The organism is Rothia nasisuis, from assembly GCF_928381405.1.
GTDB classification, from domain to species: domain Bacteria; phylum Actinomycetota; class Actinomycetes; order Actinomycetales; family Micrococcaceae; genus Rothia; species Rothia nasisuis.
The window spans coordinates 16,187-33,069 of the sequence record NZ_CAKMSB010000016.1 but is presented as its reverse complement, the minus strand read 5'-3'; the positions used below and the strand labels follow the sequence as shown (position 1 = coordinate 33,069).

Genomic DNA, 16,883 nt, shown 5'->3' with positions numbered 1-16,883 from the left:
GGGCGGGTGGGGGTATCGGTGTTGGCCGCGCCTGCGGCGGCACTCTCAGGCTGAGCCTGGCCACCTTCGGGGGCGCCTTCACCCTCTTCACGGGGGATTGACGCAACCTGCCAGGTGGTGACGGGGTTATTCCAGTCATCCTGGCTCCAGGCCGGAGGCTCGGGGGAGCGCGGCTGGCCGTGTGCTGCCCAGGCCTGTTCGCCGCCTCGCGGGCCCTCAGCTAGCGGGGCCGGTGTCTGTTGGGTGGGCCCTGGGCGGGCACTGCCTTGCTGAGGGGCAGGGGGCTGTTCTTGAGCCTGGCTCCACCCCTGGTTGGTGTGGGGGGATTGCTGGTTCTGCTGGCTACTGGCGCGGCCCCCAGCTGAGCCCTGCGCGGCCCCTTGTGGTGGCCGTGCCCCCCCGTTTCCGTCAGAAGAGCCGCCGGGTTTCTTGACTTCACCGCGGAGCTGCACCTGTAGGCTGAGTACCTGGTTGAGGGCTTGTTGAAGCTGGGGCAGGTAGTCCTTGACAGATTTGAGCACGGCCATTTCTGCGCGCAGGAAGAGGGCGCCGTTTTCAAATTTTGAAGGCTCACAGAGGGCGAATTGGGCGCGCGCGAAGGGCGCCTGAACTCGGGCAACCACATCTGACCAGGAGTTCAGCACCATATCAACAGTATTCTGCCCGGGGTTTCCGGGCTCACCGGGCTGGTGGGCCACGGGCTGCGCGCGGTCTGTGCTCTGCGGACCTGTACCCTGCGCGTCGGCCTGGGTGGCGCTGGGGCCGGATGGTGCATCTGCCAGAGGTGCACCGGCTAGGGGAGCTGCCAGTGGGGGGCGGTCCGCACTTGAAGCCTGGCCCGCACTTGAAGTCTGGCTTGCGCCTGAATCCTGGCGTGCAGGGGGCTGCGTGAGTTGCCGCCGGGCGCGCTCGAGCGGGCTACCTGAGCCCTGGGTGCCGTCTGCCCCACCCCTGCTCGGCGGCTGGGCGTTCTGTACGGGGACGGCACCGCCCTGCCCTGACGCCAACTGCCGCTCTAACCTATCTAGGCGGGCGGTCAGTGCACCGACGCTCTGCTCACCGGTGGTCAGCAGAAGGCGAGCACAAAGAAGCTCCAAGTGAAGCTGGGGGTTCATGGCCCCGCTCATCTCGTTGAGGGCCTCGTTGGTCACGTCTGCCGCCCGTGTGAGCTCCGCTGAGCCCAGCAGCTCGGCCTGAGTGCGTAGCCGCTCTAGCTGGTCAGTGGGTAGCCCGCGCAGAATTGATCCGGCTGCGTCTGGAACCGCCTTGACCATAATCACATCGCGAAAGCGCTCTAGTAAATCCTCGACAAAACGCCGGGGATCTTGACCGGTCTGAATCACCCTGTCTACGGATGAAAAAACCTGGGCAGCTGAACCGGAGGCGAAGGCATCTACCACCTCGTCCAATAGCTCACTGTGGGTAAAGCCCAGCAGGGCTACCGCCAAATCGTAGGATATGCCCTGCTCGTTAGTCGCACCGGCCATAAGCTGGTCAAGAATAGAGAGCGAATCACGCACTGATCCGCCACCTGCGCGGACGACCAGCGGCAGCACACCGTCGGCCACCTTAACGCCCTCTTCAGCGCAGAGCTTGGCCAGGTAATTACCCAGAATCTGCGGTGGAACCAGGCGGAAGGGGTAGTGGTGGGTGCGTGACCTGATAGTACCCAGAACCTTGTTGGGCTCGGTGGTGGCAAAGATGAACTTGATATGCGCCGGGGGCTCTTCAACAATCTTGAGGAGAGCGTTGAACCCCTCACGCGTAACCATGTGGGCCTCATCGATAATAAAGATTTTGTAGCGGTCGCGTACCGGGGCGAAAGTGGCACGTTCCCGCAAATCACGTGCGTGGTCAACGCCTCCGTGCGAGGCGGCGTCCATTTCTATCACATCGAGGGAGCCCCCGCCGTCGCGGGAAAGCTCCGTGCAGGACTCGCAGACCCCACACGGGTGCGGGGTGGGGCCTTCTGCACAGTTGAGGCAGCGGGCCAGGATGCGTGCTGAGGTGGTCTTGCCGCAACCGCGCGGGCCAGAGAACAGGTAGGCGTGGTTGACGCGGTTCTTTGCGAGGGCGGTCATGAGGGGTTCGGTGACATGCTCTTGCCCGATAACGTCGGTGAACGACTCCGGGCGGTAACGGCGGTACAGTGCAGTGCTCACAAGAAACCTTCGGTTGACTACTAGAGGCGCGCACCGGGTGGCTACTTTCACCAGCAGGTGTGGGGCGGTGAGGGTGCCCGCGTCTGCCAGGGTGCTACCTATGCGCTGTTTAACAGTGTAGTGCGGGCGGCTGACGTTTTAAGAACTGGGCCTAGACGGTAGGCGACCAGCTTAAATAGGAGCTAGCTGGCTGTTCCGGTTGCTTGGGGTCAGGGGAGTGGGGCTGTATTCAAAGGCCACGATTCTTAGCTCCCCAGAAATGGTTGTGCGTCTTTTCGCTGGATGTGCGCAGGGTAGTGCACTGTATTTACCTATGACCCCCACACTGCCCGTGTGTACTGGGCATACTAAAGACCCCTTACGCACCCGTCAGAGCCCAGATACCCTTGCTGCCTTCCGGCCCTGGGGGAGTTTTCCACGATGACGCCACGTAAGGGGCTCCCATCACTGTACCGTACGCCGCCCCAAAAGACAAAAGGTGCCGCCGCAGGCCACCGCGGTGCCAGCAAGCATACGGACGCCGGTGAGGCCCCGCTCGCCTGGTGAGGATCTGCGCCTGTGGTTTGCGCGGGGTGCTGGGGGTGGGGTATGCTCATATCTGTTCGCTTCCGTGAGGTTGGGCTCTGCCCGGTCGAAGCGAGACTCTGGAGGATTCGCCTAGCGGCCTATGGCGCACGCCTGGAACGCGTGTTGGGTTCACGCCCTCGGGGGTTCAAATCCCCCATCCTCCGCCAGCCGGTTTCATCGCCCACTTGTTGAAACCGGCTTTTTTATATTTAAGCGGGTTATAGGGGGTATGGGTTATAGGACAAAAAGTGTGCCCCACCCCGGGTGCGTCACCCACCACGACCACCCCAACCACGGGTTATAGGACAAAAAGTGTGTCCTGCCCCGGGCGCGTCACCACCCACGATTTCTGATTCGCTACGCGAAAATCATTGTTCATCACCTTGCCAAGGTGGATGTCGCGAGTTCACATCTCGTCAACCGCTCCACGTAAGCCCCGGCTCAATTGAACCGGGGCATTTGTGTTCTGTCATTGCGTATGTGTCAGCCGTGAGCGGATGAGGGGTTTGGGAGTAAGCCAAACGGGGCATTCCTATGACTGCTTTCTCGGTGAGCGTGCGTCAAATCGCCGAGCGTGCGGCAGGTGGGTGCACGCTCGGCGATTTGACGCACGCTCGCTTATTGGGTTATAGAACAGAAAATGGGATCGTGGGCTAACCTACGGGGCTGTTTGTCTTGTGGTCTGTGGGGAGGGAGGGTGCCGATGTTATCACCCCGTGGCTTCGAGAGAGTTTGTCTTGTGGTCTGTGGGGAGGGAAGGGCGTTGGGGGCGCATTTTTTGCCCTATAACCCCGCAAGGTTGCTTCCCTCGAATTCTTAAGCTTCATCTTTAAACTTCAATGTCTTGTGAGGGCCAGGTAAGCCCAAATTTGTCCACTTATATGTGGTTATTTGTCCACTTTTTTGCTGGAACGCTTGCTCTGGTAGTAAGCATGTTTAGGATAGGGGAGGTGAAAATGAAAGCCCTACACAACCGCAAGGGGTATAGCTAGATGGCAAGTAAGAACATTTCCTCTCCTTTCCTTCAGGGAACCACGCTGAAGACAACAGATGGATGGATAGCCGCTCGAAAGCTCTGCACTGCACCGACACAACAAATTGCAGATGAGATCGAGTCTAAGGGGTTAGCGAACTGGCTAGATACCCAACTTGCTCCTGAATCAATTCAGGAAAGCGCTCAATATGAGTCCGAACGTGCGGCGCTCTTTCCCAGCGTCTTTACAGCGCGTGAAGCTGGCAGAACTCGTGATCGCGTCTACATGGAAAATTATCAGAAGAAAACTTCTAGCCCCTACGATATAGCCACCTACGTCATTGAAGCGGCTCTGCACCGGATGTGGGGTTCGCGTAAGCAGCTTCAAAATGTGATGGCACTTTTTTGGGCCGACCTGATAGCCAGCAATATCGATAAAGCCCCCGACGGCTATCACGACTACATACCAACCCTCTACGATGGTGCCCTGGGGCGCTACAAGGATTTGCTATGGGATCTTGTTAACACGCAAACCATCAGCATGTTCCTGGATAACCACACCAACACCCGGTATGCGCTCAATGAGAATCTGGGGCGCGAAATTATGGAGCTTTACTCCTGGGGCACCGAAAAAGGCTACACCCAGGAGGACGTTGTTGCTGCGGCCACCTTGATGACAGGGTTTAGGGGCGATGTCACCACCTACGGCAGTGGTGCTGACCCCATGTACCACGCCTTCGGCCCCGTAACCCTGGCAGGGAAGACCTTCACCAACGGTGGTTCTACCGCACAAGATATGTACGCTACCCTACGGGAGCTCACCGACTACCTGGCTGGTGACCGTCTCACGGGCCTGAGAATCTCCCGTAAACTCATCCAGTACTTTATCGGCGACGAACTGAACACCGAAGCTCTGGCGCAGAAACTGACCGACATCTACGTGCAGAACGACACCGACATCCGCCCAGTGGTGCGTGCTCTGGTTCTTGCACCGGAGTTTATGCAATCAGCCGGGCACACCGCGCGCCGCCCCTGGAGTATTTTCTGCTCACTGATGGCGTCCGGGCAGTTGACCCTCAAAGGCAAGGTCAGCTTTGATACCACAACCAGCCTGCACAACGCTCTCTACAAAATGTGGCGGATGCTCTTTGAGAGCGGTGGCGGCGTTCCTTTCAACTCTCCGGCGACGGACGGCTACCCGCTGGATCCTCGGGCCTGGATGAGTTCCGCCCACTACTCTGGAATCAACAAGTTCTCACGGTTCGTCAACTACATCGATACCTGGGACGGCTCCGACCCGTCGAAGTTCACCCTCTGGTCTCAGCCCATAATCTGGTCTCAAGCGCTGGGAATTACTCCCGATACAACCAGCCTGAACGAGGCCGCCAAAATCCTCTTCACTAAGATCAGCGGCTACGAACCCGATGAGGCTCTTATTGAAGCCCTTGTGCTCTATGCAAGTAACCGGAGCCCCGAAGCGGTGCTTGGGCAGTCTGCCGGAGCTACCCTGAGCCAAGCTGTCACAGAAGAACAGATCAAGAGAATGATTGAAGCGAGCCTGACCTCCCCTCTACTGATGCTCGCATAAAATCTGCCCACATTGCACGAAACCTGCTGAACGATGAAAGAAGCCGTATGAAGCCCCTCAGCACCCTTTTTCTCAAAACTGACGACCTGCACCAGGTGCACCACCATTCTGGTGATGACCGCCGTAACTTCCTCGTAGATACCCAAACGGGCGAGACGGTAGGGTCCGTCCGCAGGGCAAATGAAATTGCCGCAGAACGACTCAGCCTCAACCGTCGCAGTCTTCTGACCGGAGCTGGCCTCGGTGTGCTCTCCTTGAGCACCGTCATGCTGACCGAATCAGCCGCCCCCCGCTACGCCTACGCAGCTGAGCCCGTAGGCGATGGCACGGTGCTCATTGTGGTTTACCTCCGCGGAGGCGCCGACGGTCTTTCTTTGGTGACACCCTACGGAGATTCCCACTACACGGCATCACGCAAGACGACCCGTAAGACGCCTTCTATGGCGGGGGCGCAGGTCATCGACTCGACCTTTATGCTGGCCCCCGAGCTCTCGGGGCTCCGCTCAGCCTGGGTCGCCGGTGACCTGTCCATCGTCCACTCCGTGGGTATCAGCGAGAACACCCGATCGCACTTTACTAACTACAAAGAAGCAGACCGTTCGGCCCCGGTGCAGTACAAGACCGGATGGCTGGCTCGCCTGCTTGATGCCACCGAAGATAACGCCTCCCAGTTCAGGGCTTTCTCCCACGCCGGGCATGTCGCAGGCGGCTTCTATGGCACCGACCAGGAAGTGCTAGCAATCAACGGATTCTCGGACTACAAGGTGAAATCAACAGCCAAGGACGTTGATACCATAGGTGCTCTGGCCCAGCGCATCAACGCTAACGTGGGGGGAGAGCTCGGCAACATGGTCAAGACGACGCTCAGCTCCATGAGCGAAGTCCAGACCCTAGAGGCAGCCTCCTACACGCCGGAAAACGGTGCTGCCTACCCCGATTCTGACTTCGGTAACAGCATGAAAGACATCGCTCAGATTCTTAAAGCTGGTAAGGGTGTGCAGGTGGTCACCGTTGATCAGAGCGGTTGGGATACCCACCGAGGCCAGCTGAGCCAGGTTAACATTCTGGCTAAAGACCTGGGTGACACCCTGGGGGCCTTCTATCAGGATATGGGTGCGGTGCGCATGCAGAACGTGGTTGTGATGACCGTTTCTGAATTCGGCCGAACCACAGTAGAAAATGCGTCGCTGGGAACCGACCACGGTGCCGGTAACTTCTCGTTTATTCTCTCGGGCCGCGCCACCGGAAAGGTAGCCGGAGGTACGTGGATTGGCCTCGATAACGCAGAAGATAAAGACAACGCAATTCTCACGGACTACCGGGCTGTTGCAGCTGAGGTCATGTCTAAGGGGCTGGGAATCGATAGTGCCCGCATAGCGCAGGTTCTGCCCGACTACTCACCGGTGTCTGTGGGCGTGCTCAACTAGCTACCCCGGTTCGGGAGAGTCTGGTCCAGTTGTACCAGCCGTAGGCGGAGTTGGCGATAAAGCCCAGGTACATGGCCATCATTGCCGTGTTACCGAGGCCCTCTACGGTTGACCAGAGGTAGATTTGCACGGCGTTGAGTACCAGCCAGCCAACCCACTGTTCACGGAAGCGGTAGACCATGAGTACCTGCGCAATCAGCGCAATCACGGTTGTAAACGCATCAACATAGGGCTGGTTAGAACCCCAGCCCTGTAGCAGGGCTCCGTAGCCCCAGGAGGCGGCAGCCAGCAGAACCAGGCAAAAAACAATCCAGGTGGGCGTCAGGCGTCGGGTCTGCACGTCCACCGGTTGCCCCGCAACTTCGGCATCAAGCGCGGCGGTGACGCCCTGCCTGCCGGGTGCTGGTAGGGTTGCGCTGGCAGCGCCGGAGCGGGTGCGGCTGAGCTGCATGTTCTTGCGCCAGGTGTAGAGGCCCCAGAACTGGGTGAGCACGTAGAAGACCGAGATAGTGACCTCGCCGATGAAGAAAGCCTGGAGCGAGAGCACCAGATAGAACACGTTCTGTATGACGCCGAAGAAGTAGTTGGAGAGGCGGCCCTTGCCCACCAGAATCACGCAGGCCATGCCGCAGAGGGCCACAATAAAGCTCATCCAGCCCTCGAAAGCCACCAGGGAGACGATCACCTGAAGCAGCATGAGAGCTGGGAAGAAAATTTTTTCAAAGGGCGTATAGCCTGAGAAAAGGTCGGTGAGAACAGCGCGGGTGACGCGAGCTAGCGGGTTGGGCGTGGTGAGTGCGGTCATGGCGGTATTTCTGTGCGGTGGATGTGAACGGTGGGGTGAGTCGGTTATTGGGCGGGTTAGATGAGTAGACGGTCGATGGCTGCCTTGGCCTGTTCGTAGCGTTCAGCGTAGCCCTTGCCGTCAAGCACGGTGAGTTGGCCGGTGAGGCCTGCGGCGCGCACCTCGGCCAGCATGATGCGGGAGATGCTCCCTAGGTAATCGTCGGAGTTATTGGTTTGGGAGCGGAAGCCATCGTGCGTGTACCCGGCTGCGCCGACCGGGGGAATGAAGAGCACCAAATCCCAGCGGGCCTTGGCAATCAGCGAATCGGCTAACGGTAGCAGTTTGGCGTAGTCAGCCTCGCTCAGGGCGCTGGCAGGGTCGGCTGCGCTCATCGCAGCGTAGGCCTTGGTGACCATGGTATCTGTATCCATGAGTGCGAGCCCTCGGTTGCCGGGGGAATCGATGGTCTCACGGTTGAGGTTGAACTGGCCGGTGAGTACATTCTGGTAGTCCAAGAGGTCATAGTCCTCATCGCGTATGTTGGCCTCAACCTGATAGACCCGCGCGTATTCGTAGGAGTAGGGCGCGTTGTAGAGCTTGCCCAGGTCTTCAACCAGGGTGGTTTTGCCGCCCGAGGCTGCGCCCATGACCAGGACGTTACGGGTGAAGAAGCGGCGGAAGGGTGGGGCGATAGCGTCCCAGTGAGCTAGGGGGTTGGCGCGGATCTCAGAGGCGGACGCCGCCGCACCCCCGTCTGTTGTTAGGGCAGGGGAGAGGGTGGTTCCCTGCGCCACGTGGGCGGTCTGAAGTTTTTTGAGAGCCTTCTGCCAGCTGCGATCAGATTCGAGCTGGGTGGTGTCTAGGGAGTCAACGATGACGAGCGGGTCATTCTTAAAGTGCTCTGAGACGTAGCGGTAGCGTTTGGTGTGCTCCATGCCGGCCTGCTCGCCGACGTCCTGATGCTGGCCTGTCACGATAACCAGGGTGCCGCCGTCATTTTCTTTTTTGGCGCGCAGAATCTGGTCAACGTGGCCGCGGTGCAGGGGGGCAAAGCTACCGATGACGACCCCTACCCGGGATCCGGTGAGCTGTTTTTTGTAGAGCATGGTTTCCTTGGGCTGATGCAGGCCGGGAGGCTCTGCCTTAGCCACGATTAAACACCTGGAGCACCCTCAATGCAAATAAGGTCAAACTGACTCTAAGCAATAGAGGGTCACAAACTCTACACATAGCCCGCTGTGGGCAGGTTGACGCTTTCGGCTCAGCCAGCACACAGTTGCGGTGCGTACAATAGAGGCCATGATTTTTAAAGGAGTCGGCGACACCCGCCCCTACCCGGATCACGGGCTTACCCAGCGAACCTGGGGGTCCATCGCGCCCACACAGGTACGCCTCGACCGGCTTATCACCACGCAGAAAAACCTCAACCTCGAAACCCTGCTGGCTGAGGACTCCACCTTCTATGGGGACCTCTTCCCCCACGTGGTGCGTTACCAGGGAGAACTCTACCTCGAAGACGGAGTTCACCGCGCCCTGCGTACCGCCCTACAGCGCCGTGCCGTACTGTACGCCCGCGTACTCGACCTGGACGCACTGGCCCCCTCGCTTCTCAAGGGCTAGAAGGCTCTAGGCTACGAGGCTGCCACCAGGTGCACATCGGGAGTGCCGTCCAGTCGAACCGGGCGACCGCCCTCATCAAAGCGGGCACCCAGTCCCAGCTGAATAAAACGAATAGTGCTCTCAATATGGCGCTCGCGGGCCTCAGCGCTATTGGCTCCTTCAGTGCGGTCTGCGCTCGATGACAGGGAGCCGTGCACCAGCTGGGCTAGTTCCTGAATGTTGTTGGCAGGAATAAAACCGCGCTCAATAGCTGCCGACAAAATGCCAGCCAGAACCATTTGTAGTTCACGCACATGCGCCCCCAGTTTGGCAAAAGCCTCAGGGGAGAGAACCGAACGCATGGCCGGGCCCGGGGGCATATGGCGGCGGGAAAGATCCTCAATCTGTAGACGCACGTATATTGCCAGCTGGTCAATTGGGTTCTCAACATCTGTTAGGGCAGAGCGCAGTTCGGCTAGAAACCGCTCCGTCTCATCCAGGGCGTAGGCGATGAGAAGTTCACCCATGTCAGCAAAATAGTTATAGACAGCGGTCCGGCCGATACCTGCGGTCTTGGCCACGTGGGTCATGGTCAGGCCCGGTAGCCCGCGCTCATAGAGCAGGCGACCGAAGGAGTCGAGAATGGCGCGTCTTGTGTTCTCGCGCTGGGCGGCGTTGGTGGCGGCTGTAATTCGAGGCATAATGACACCTTACCCCTAAATGTCAGTAAAACCTAGCCTGGGTGACAGTGATTGAAGAACCGTCAGCAAAATTCCGGTAGACTGGTGGGCGCCCAGGTGGCAGGTGGGCGCGTATCAAATCACGACTTTACTCAGAGGAAAACTGTGCCCACACCCGCGTCTCATACGCCCGCGTCCGCACCGGCAACAGAGCTGGGTGACACCGGTTTCGCCCGACCAAACCGTACCTACTACGACCTGCTCCTGGCAGCCACCTGCGTGGTCTTTATCCTTTCTAATATCGGCGCAACCAAGGGCGTTACCTTCGGGTCGATCATCACCGACGGCGGCTTCTTTCTCTTCCCTCTGGCCTACGTGCTCGGTGATGTCATCAGTGAAATTTACGGGTTTAAGCTGGCCCGCCGCGCCATTGTTACGAGCTTCGTGGCAGCGGCCGCCGCCGCAGCCAGCTTCTGGATTCTCATCATGCTGCCGGCTGCCGACTTCTACGAGGGCCAAGCTGCCCTTGAGACCGTCCTCGGCCCCGTCCCACAGATTCTGGCAGGCTCGCTCTTGGGCTTCCTGGCAGGCCAGCTCCTCAACTCCTGGGTGCTGGTCAAGCTCAAAGCGGCCACCGGTGGCCGCCACCTCTGGGGGCGCCTCATGGGGTCCACCCTGGTAGGGGAGCTGGCTGATACCCTCATCTTTTGCGCCATCGCTGCCCCCATTATCGGCATTACCAACGCAGGTGACTTTGCCAACTACGTGATTGTTGGCTACATCTACAAGTGCGCCGTCGAATTTCTGCTCCTACCCGTTACCTACCCCGTGATCGGCTGGTTCAAGCGCAGGGAACCCACCTATCAGCTGAGCCGCTCAGGCCAGTAGCTGCCCGCTTACCGGCTCGCACAGTACGCCAAGTGTCCTGCACCTGCCACCAAGAGGGTGATGTGTCTCTCACTGCATAATGGTGAGCAAACAAGACAGGTCTTCGGTGAGAAAACCTGTGTAAACTTTCGGTTCATTGCATACACCACATACTCTCGAAGGGGAGGCACGATAGTGGCAGAATCCACATCTAAAACCAGGCAGGGTGGCAATCTCAGCCGCCAGCTCTCACACGGCCAGCTCACCATGATTGCCCTCGGCCTTGCCGTAGGCACCGGTCTCTTTCTCGGCTCTGGCCCAGCCATCGCCATTGCAGGCCCAGCCGTCATTGTCTCCTACGCCATTGGCTCGCTCATCGCCGCCATCATCGGTGCCTGCGCAGGCGAGATGGCCGTGCGTTACCCCGTGCGCGGCGGCTTTGGCACCATCGCCGGTAAATTCATCAGCCCCTACGCTGGCTACCTGACTCGCTGGGCCTACTGGATGACCACCGTGACCCTAGCCGGGGCCGAGGTCGTAGCCGTTGGCGCCTACATGGCCTACTGGTACCCCGATGTTCCCCTGTGGATCTGGGTGCTCATCGCCGGCGTCTCCATTCTGGTTCTCAACCTGACCAGTGTTAAGTCTTTTGGCATCGTCGAATTCTTCCTCTCCTCTATTAAGGTGAGCGCGGTCGTCCTCTTCATCATCTTCGGCCTGGCCCTGGTCTTCTTCGGACTGCCCGGCCAGGGGGCCACCGGGGTTGCCAACCTCACCGCCCACGGCGGCTTCATACCCAATGGTCTCGGCTCCATCTGGCTGGCCCTAGCCATCGTCATGTTCTCCTTCGGCGGTATCGAGCTCATCTCCATCTCGGCGGCCGAAGCGAAAGACCCCGTGCGCTCCGTGCGCTCCTCAGCCAAAGCCATGATGTGGCGCCTGGCCACCTTCTACGTGCTCTCCCTCTTCATTGTGGTCGCCATCATCCCCTGGACCACCGCCAGTACCCTGGGCAAAGACATCGAAGGCTCCCCCTTTGTCATGGTCTTCACCGAACTGGGCATACCCTACATTGGTGGTATCACTAACTTCATCCTCATGACCGCCGCTCTCTCAGGTGCCAATGCGGCTCTCTACGCGGCCACCCGCCTGCTCCACGCCCTGGGTCACGAGGGCATGGCACCCAAGGTTCTCTCCCGCACCAGCTCCTCGGGCATTCCCGCTCTGGCACTGACCGTCTCATCCCTCGGCGCAGTGGTTGCCATGATTATGGCAATCTCAGGCGTCGGCGGAATCTTCGGCTACATGATGGCTTTGGTTACCGTCTGCGTACTGGTGGTCTGGTCCATGATCCTGCTCTCCTATATCGCCTACAAGAGGGCAGAGGGCAACGCCTCCCCCTTCCTCGTCTTTGGCGGCTCAGCCACCGCAACCGTCGGCCTGATTGGCGTGATTGCAACCTTCATCGCTATGTTCTTCTCCGGCAGCTCCATGCTCACCTCCGTTCTGGTTGGGCTAGGCTTCTTCGGAATTATCACCGTGGTCTACTTCGCCGGGGTCAACAAGAACGTACAAACCTCAGATGATGCCTTCGAAGAGGTCCGTGCTGTCACCACCTCCCTGCCTGAGGTCAGCGACCGTCCTCAAGCTAAGTAACCTACTGCCTGGTCTTCGGCCCTCAGCACGAGACAAGGACGCCGGTGCCCGCTCCGCCCTGCCCTGTGGCAGAAAGGTGCGCCCCGGCGTCCGACCCTTTAAACTGAAACCAACACACATCGCGCTAACAGTTAGGCTTCTTGTGGCTTCTACCAGCACCCAGGGGAGCACGCACACCCTGCAACGCTCCCTGACTCACAGCCAAATGACCATGATTGTGCTCGGCTCTGCTCTGGGTACCGGCCTTTTTCTGGGCTCCTCAGACGCGATTGCGCTGGCGGGCCCGGCCGTCATTGTCTCCTACGCCATCGGTTCGCTGGTGGCTGCCATCATTGCAGCCTCCACCGGCGAAATGGCTGTGCGCTACCCGGTGCGCGGTGGTTTTGGCTCCATAGCGGGGCGCTACCTGGGCCCCTACGCGGGCTACCTTACTCGCTGGGCCTACTGGACGGTCACCGCCATTATCACCGGTATCGAACTGGTCGCGGTGGCCACCTACCTGCAGTACTGGTGGCCTAACCTGCCCCTGTGGGTGGGCATCGTCTTCTTTGGGGCCGTGATTATTCTGCTGAATATTCGCTCCGTTAGATACTTTGGCACTATGGAGTTCTTTCTCTCCTCCATCAAGGTCATCGCCCTGCTCCTCTTCGTCATTGTGGGCCTGGCCCTGGTCTTCGTGGGCTTCCCCGGCCACCCGGCCACTGGCCTGTCCAACCTGACCAACGACGGCGGCTTCATGCCCACCGGCGTCCACGGCATCTGGCTCTCGTTGGCTGTGGTTATGTTCTCCTTCGGCGGCATCGAAATGCTCTCGATCTCTGCCGCTGAAGCTAAGGACCCGGTGCGTTCCGTCCGTGCCTCCACTAAGGCCAATATGTGGCGTCTGGCTACTATCTATGTGGTTGCCCTCTTCATCGTTGTATCGATTATTCCCTGGCAGGCTGCCGCCCAGCTGGACGGCTCTGTTGAGGCTTCGCCCTTCGTTCTGGTCTTCTCAGAAATCGGTGTGCCGGCCATCGCCTCCATTGCCAACGTCATTATTCTGGTTGCCGCCCTCTCTGCCGCTAACGCCAACCTGTACGCGGGTACCCGCCTGCTCCACTCCCTGGCCAGCGAGAAGATGGCCCCTGCGCCTCTGGCCCGCGTGAGCGGCAACGGTATTCCGGTGCGGGCCATGTGGGCCTCAACCTCAGGCGTTGTGTTGGCGATTCTGCTCGCTGCCTTCCGGCCCGGCCAGGCTTTTGGCCTGATGATGACCCTGACCATGGTCTGCGCCCTGACCGTCTGGGTTTTGATTCTGCTGGCCTACATCGCCTTCAAGGGTGTAGAAGGCAACTCCTCGGCCTTTCGCATGTGGGGCGGGCGCGTCACCGCCGGCCTGGGTGTCTTTGTGTTGCTAGCTATCTGGGCTGCCCTCTTCGCCCGCACCGGCAACGCCGCACCCGCAACCATGGGTATCGCCTACTTCTTTGTGTTGACCATGATTTACTTTGGTGTGGTCAAGCGCGTGCACATCGGGCACGAGGACGCCTTCGCTGAGGCGGATGAGGCCGTGGCAGCTGGTCAGCAGAAGTAGAGCCTTCCCTTTCCTCTGAGAGGCCCTTACTCCGTGACGTCGGAGCGAGGGCCTTTCTTCACCCCTATTTGTATATGAGAACCATTCTCATATATGGTTGGCTTATGTCTCTGATCGCCATCTCATCCCTGAGCCTTCTTGCCCGCCGCGCAGCTCTCGACATGCTCAGCGCTCGCTATCGGCAGGCAAGCATTATCCAGCTCGACGCTGAAGCAAGCCCAGAAACAGGTGTCACAATCACCAGCCGCACCTTCTCGCCAGCCTCAGAAGGTCACCCTGATAGAAGTCCCCAGGTCAAGACCAATATCTACCCCGACCAAGAGTGCACCAGCTGCACCACCTTCTCCTACCTGGCCAACCATCTTTCTTCGGACCAAGAGACCATCCTTGCCCTTCCCGTAGGAGTGTCCTTGGCCAACGTCATCGGGCTTACCCAAAAAACAGCACAGTTCACCATTAAGAGCTGTGCCCTGGCCATCGCTAGCCAAGACCTAGAAGACGATCTCTGGTCTAGCCACAGCCTCTCGAGTATTGGCCTGGTGGGATCCTGCTCAGATGAAAGGACTCCCGGCGAATATCTGGTGACCGAAATGGCTCATGCTGACACCATCATCAGTATCCACAACAGCCTGACGGGTAGCCCCGAAAGCGTTGAACGAGCAGAAGACCTACTGAGCCACTTGGCACCCCATGCCCACCTCGTCACTAGCTCCAACCCCACTTTCAGCTGCGCCCAATATCGGGTACAAGAAGTCCGTCAACGCCTTGCCCCAGGGCAGCTGGGCACCTGTAGTCAGGACGTCCAACAAGCTGCTCAAAGCGACAAGGAATGCAGTCACCACCACGGGCCCAACTTCACTACAGCCGTCCTGACGTGCGATACCATCATCGACACCCGGGCTCTCGCTCAACATCTGCCCTCTATCGTTGAAGGAGCCTGCCGGGTGCGCGGCCACATCTGGTTAACCGATCACCCCAATGAACGCGTAGCGATTGAAGGAATCGGGCCAACCGTTTGGCTACAGACCTGCGGGCGGTGGGAAAAAGACCTGCCACCTAAAACTATCATCGTTGTCACCGGCGACGACCTAGTGCCAGAGCAGCTGCAAGCAATCCTCAACCTCTGCGCTCTCAATACCGAAGCTCTCAGCCAGCAACTCATCGAAAGTTCCTCACAACCACCGGGGTAAACGAGCTTAAGGCTTGTTCACAATGCTGTGTAACTTCATTTACCCGTTCGAATAAGCCCCTATGAACAGTTCACTGCTTGTTTAGCCCACCCCTCATAGAAAGGAAAACCTCCCATGAAGGTTCGTAACTCAATCCGTTCACTCAAGAAAATGCCCGGTGCTCAGGTGGTCCGCCGCCGCGGTCGCGTCTTTGTTATCAATAAAAAGAACCCCCGCTTCAAAGCGCGCCAGGGCTAAAGGTTGAGGGGGCCAGTGCGCATCCTCTAGATAGCTCTGCCCCAGTGTCTTTTCCCGCTCAGAAGAAAAGATGCTGGGGTGTTGCTCTACCTGAAACCCTGGCTCGGTAAAGTAGGGGACATGAGCACAGTGTATAGCCTTTCTATCCCCCTGCGGTGGGGTGATATGGACGCCTACGGGCACGTCAATAACGTCACTATGATGCAGATTCTAGAAGAAGCACGCGTGGCCCTCTTTGGCCCACCGCCGTCCTCGGGTGAGCCAGCCCCGCTGGTAGACGAGGTCGCCGAGGGGGAGCCGGGGCGAGCGTCCGCTCAACTGCCACTCTTTGAGACCCTGCCAGCAGGAACCCAGGCCCTAGTCGCTGAAAACCATGTCAAATACCGTAGCCCCCTGGCCTACCGCGGGGTGCCGGTACGTGTAGAAATGCAGGTCAGTAAGGTAGCAGCTGCCTCGCTGGTTGTTGCCTACGAGCTCTTTGATCCGGTGACCGGCGTCCATTGCGTCTCAGCCACCACCACCTTAGCTTTCTTCAATACCGAAACCGGCTCCCTGGTGCGTCTGAGCGCCGAACAACGGGAGCAGCTGGGTACCTAGAGGGTTATTCATAAGGGGGTACCCAGCACCCAAAACACCAACCCCCGAACCAACGAAAACACACGAGAATAAACCCCCAACAGACACCTGAACCCCGTGTGTAGAACCCGCCAACACTTAACCTTGAAGTGCCCCGGGTTTTGTTCCTAGGCATTCGCCATGATTTCCACTCTCTCCTGATTTAGGTCGCTAATCCAAAACTCTGCCTCTACCTCTGTCAGCCTACGGTAGCCCAGACCTTTAGTGAAGCCATGATTCGTCCCACCACAAAACCCACTCAAACGCCGCCATCTCAACATCAACCACCTCAGCCCACAACCGCCTACGAAATTAGCTCAATTTTTGTAAGAACCCTTGACCTTCTCAGCCAAAGCACTGTCGTAGGAATCACCGACTGTCCCAGTAGAGGCAGTGATTTCCACTGACTCCAGCAAGGCGCATCAGGCAAGCGGTTTGCTCACGGCCGATGTCGATTCCTTCACAGCGCAGAGCAGGCCACATCTTGCAGATACCATAGACTGCGTAGTTTTCTTCATGGACCTGGGCAATATGCCTTGTCAATGCGGCCTCGCGAAGGTTGCGGGCACTTAATCCCCGGGGCTTGTGACTGACGGTATCCGCCTGAGGACATAAAGCCACCTTGCCGATTGCTCTTCAACCTCTGACAGAGGGACTCGACGGTGAAACGATCCCGGTGTTCATCGATGAACTGGATCATGTCCGACGCTTGGGGTCGAGTTCTGAGGCGAAAAAAGCTGAGGCGGCCTTCAACAACTCGTTCGTGTCGCGAAGCTCCTGATTCTCACGACGCAGCTTGGCCACCTCTGCAAGGAGATCTTCAGGTAAAGGATCAGCAGCCCGGCCTGCCGGGACGGGCCGCCTGAGCCCACTGCCGGGCAGTGTGCCACCAGACACCCAGTTTCGTGGCGACGATCTTGCACGTTTCCTGCATGGAGATACCCTCTGCCAGGATGCGG

14 protein-coding genes, 1 tRNA gene and 1 other RNA gene are annotated in these 16,883 nt (G+C 58.9%); 10 read left to right on the top strand and 6 right to left on the bottom strand.

The annotated features are described in order from the left end of the window. Together L6966_RS10995 and ffs are read right to left on the bottom strand one after the other, a co-directional pair. Nucleotides 1–2,162, bottom strand: a 2,162-nt coding sequence (locus tag L6966_RS10995) for a DNA polymerase III subunit gamma and tau (RefSeq protein ID WP_237233384.1), incomplete at its 3' end; no start/stop codon positions are given. A gap of 346 nt (nt 2,163–2,508) precedes the next feature. Then, nucleotides 2,509–2,605, bottom strand: an RNA gene (gene ffs, locus L6966_RS10990) — signal recognition particle sRNA small type. 203 nt (nt 2,606–2,808) lie between these two features. Here ffs and L6966_RS10985 point away from each other — a divergent pair. From L6966_RS10985 to L6966_RS10975, 3 genes are all read left to right on the top strand, one after another. After that, nucleotides 2,809–2,896 (top strand) — tRNA-Ser (locus L6966_RS10985). 825 nt (nt 2,897–3,721) lie between these two features. Continuing rightward, nucleotides 3,722–5,290, top strand: a complete 1,569-nt coding sequence (locus L6966_RS10980; RefSeq protein ID WP_237225090.1) for a DUF1800 family protein — start codon at nt 3,722–3,724, stop codon at nt 5,288–5,290. Between the two features lie 47 nt (nt 5,291–5,337). Beyond that, nucleotides 5,338–6,717: a DUF1501 domain-containing protein gene (locus L6966_RS10975; RefSeq protein WP_237225089.1), complete on the top strand. Its 1,380-nt coding sequence runs from the start codon at nt 5,338–5,340 to the stop codon at nt 6,715–6,717. Here the strand turns inward: L6966_RS10975 and pnuC are convergent. Next, nucleotides 6,710–7,522, bottom strand: coding sequence for a nicotinamide riboside transporter PnuC (gene pnuC / locus L6966_RS10970; RefSeq protein ID WP_237225088.1), 813 nt, complete (start codon nt 7,520–7,522; stop codon nt 6,710–6,712). The genes L6966_RS10975 and pnuC overlap by 8 nt on opposite strands. Nucleotides 7,523–7,578: 56 nt before the next feature. Further along, nucleotides 7,579–8,655 (bottom strand): AAA family ATPase, encoded by a 1,077-nt coding sequence (locus tag L6966_RS10965; RefSeq protein WP_237233383.1) that lies wholly within the window; start codon nt 8,653–8,655, stop codon nt 7,579–7,581. 148 nt (nt 8,656–8,803) lie between these two features. Here L6966_RS10965 and L6966_RS10960 point away from each other — a divergent pair, with 148 nt between their 5' ends. Then, nucleotides 8,804–9,124 (top strand): type II toxin-antitoxin system VapB family antitoxin, encoded by a 321-nt coding sequence (locus L6966_RS10960; protein ID WP_083090958.1) that lies wholly within the window; start codon nt 8,804–8,806, stop codon nt 9,122–9,124. Nucleotides 9,125–9,135: 11 nt separating this feature from the next. On the opposite strand, the gene L6966_RS10955 is transcribed toward L6966_RS10960, so the two are convergent. Then, a complete protein-coding gene (locus L6966_RS10955; protein WP_237225086.1) occupies nt 9,136–9,804 on the bottom strand; it encodes a TetR/AcrR family transcriptional regulator in 669 nt (222 codons plus the stop codon). Nucleotides 9,805–9,948: 144 nt separating this feature from the next. Between L6966_RS10955 and L6966_RS10950 the strand changes: the two genes are divergently transcribed. From L6966_RS10950 to L6966_RS10925, 6 genes are all read left to right on the top strand, one after another. Further along, nucleotides 9,949–10,671, top strand: a complete 723-nt coding sequence (locus tag L6966_RS10950; RefSeq protein WP_419721895.1) for a queuosine precursor transporter — start codon at nt 9,949–9,951, stop codon at nt 10,669–10,671. Nucleotides 10,672–10,845: 174 nt separating this feature from the next. Further along, the gene (locus L6966_RS10945; protein WP_237225085.1) at nt 10,846–12,306 is read left to right on the top strand and encodes an amino acid permease; all 1,461 of its coding nucleotides are present in this window, start codon (nt 10,846–10,848) and stop codon (nt 12,304–12,306) included. Between the two features lie 142 nt (nt 12,307–12,448). After that, entirely contained in the window at nt 12,449–13,882 is a 1,434-nt protein-coding gene (locus L6966_RS10940; protein WP_237225084.1) for an amino acid permease, read from the top strand. Nucleotides 13,883–13,986: 104 nt separating this feature from the next. Continuing rightward, complete coding sequence (locus L6966_RS10935) at nt 13,987–15,072, top strand: CobW C-terminal domain-containing protein (protein ID WP_237225083.1); 1,086 nt, start codon at nt 13,987–13,989, stop codon at nt 15,070–15,072. Nucleotides 15,073–15,186: 114 nt separating this feature from the next. Continuing rightward, the gene (gene ykgO / locus L6966_RS10930; RefSeq protein WP_083090953.1) at nt 15,187–15,309 is read left to right on the top strand and encodes a type B 50S ribosomal protein L36; all 123 of its coding nucleotides are present in this window, start codon (nt 15,187–15,189) and stop codon (nt 15,307–15,309) included. A gap of 120 nt (nt 15,310–15,429) precedes the next feature. Further along, nucleotides 15,430–15,906, top strand: a complete 477-nt coding sequence (locus L6966_RS10925) for an acyl-CoA thioesterase (protein ID WP_237225082.1) — start codon at nt 15,430–15,432, stop codon at nt 15,904–15,906. Between the two features lie 387 nt (nt 15,907–16,293). Here the strand turns inward: L6966_RS10925 and L6966_RS12280 are convergent, their stop codons facing one another. Further along, nucleotides 16,294–16,545: an IS3 family transposase gene (locus L6966_RS12280; RefSeq protein WP_369127138.1), complete on the bottom strand. Its 252-nt coding sequence runs from the start codon at nt 16,543–16,545 to the stop codon at nt 16,294–16,296. Nucleotides 16,546–16,883: the final 338 nt, after the last annotated feature.

What these genes read in the sequence shown, in the direction of transcription:
- L6966_RS10960 (WP_083090958.1), top strand. Translation starts at nt 8,804, where the DNA reads ATGATTTTTAAAGGAGTCGGCGACACCCGCCCCTACCCGGATCACGGG.
- L6966_RS10980 (WP_237225090.1), top strand. Translation starts at nt 3,722, where the DNA reads ATGGCAAGTAAGAACATTTCCTCTCCTTTCCTTCAGGGAACCACGCTG.
- pnuC (WP_237225088.1), bottom strand. Translation starts at nt 7,522, where the DNA reads ATGACCGCACTCACCACGCCCAACCCGCTAGCTCGCGTCACCCGCGCT.
- L6966_RS10925 (WP_237225082.1), top strand. Translation starts at nt 15,430, where the DNA reads ATGAGCACAGTGTATAGCCTTTCTATCCCCCTGCGGTGGGGTGATATG.
- L6966_RS10955 (WP_237225086.1), bottom strand. Translation starts at nt 9,804, where the DNA reads ATGCCTCGAATTACAGCCGCCACCAACGCCGCCCAGCGCGAGAACACA.
- L6966_RS10975 (WP_237225089.1), top strand. Translation starts at nt 5,338, where the DNA reads ATGAAGCCCCTCAGCACCCTTTTTCTCAAAACTGACGACCTGCACCAG.
- L6966_RS10935 (WP_237225083.1), top strand. Translation starts at nt 13,987, where the DNA reads ATGTCTCTGATCGCCATCTCATCCCTGAGCCTTCTTGCCCGCCGCGCA.
- ykgO (WP_083090953.1), top strand. Translation starts at nt 15,187, where the DNA reads ATGAAGGTTCGTAACTCAATCCGTTCACTCAAGAAAATGCCCGGTGCT.